This is a genomic window from Pontimicrobium sp. MEBiC06410, assembly GCF_053601615.1.
In genome coordinates this window covers 1-507 of record NZ_JBSHNT010000074.1, presented here as the reverse complement: position 1 = coordinate 507, position 507 = coordinate 1, and the positions used below count along the sequence as shown (strand labels likewise).

Annotated in this window: 1 pseudogene; it reads right to left on the bottom strand. The window is 51.3% G+C overall.

From position 1 onward, the window contains the following. Positions 1-507 (bottom strand): annotated as a pseudogene (locus ACVC08_RS00485) (hypothetical protein); the annotation flags it as partial.

The window sequence follows — 507 nt, the reverse complement described above, 5'->3', positions numbered from 1 at the left end:
AAGAAATCGGGTAGGTTTTCGCCTACGTTACCATCGGTATCGGTTGGGCTTGATACGCCTGTGCCTGCACTGCTTGGGATTCCTGTAACTGGGTCTGGGGTTCCATCGGCTATGCCGTCGTTATTAGCGTCTGTTCCGCCTGTTTCTGCGGTATCGTAGATGCCATCGTTGTCGGCGTCTAGGTCTAAGTGGTTACTTACGCCATCGCCATCATTATCGTACGCTGGTTCTACGGTTCCGTTAACGTCGCCTACTAATGGATCGGCTGGGTCGTCGTCTAAATAGTTTGGTACGCCATCGTTATCGTCATCGGCACTTGGGTCACCTGGTCCTTCGGCTACGTCTAGAATACCATCGTTATCGTCGTCTTGGTCTACTACATCTGGGATGCCATCCATGTCGGCATCTGGTCCCATGTCTACGGTTATGGTTACCGTTGCGGTATCACAAACATCGTCTGGTGTTGGTCCATCGCCTGTTAAATCGTTACATACCGTGTAGTCTACG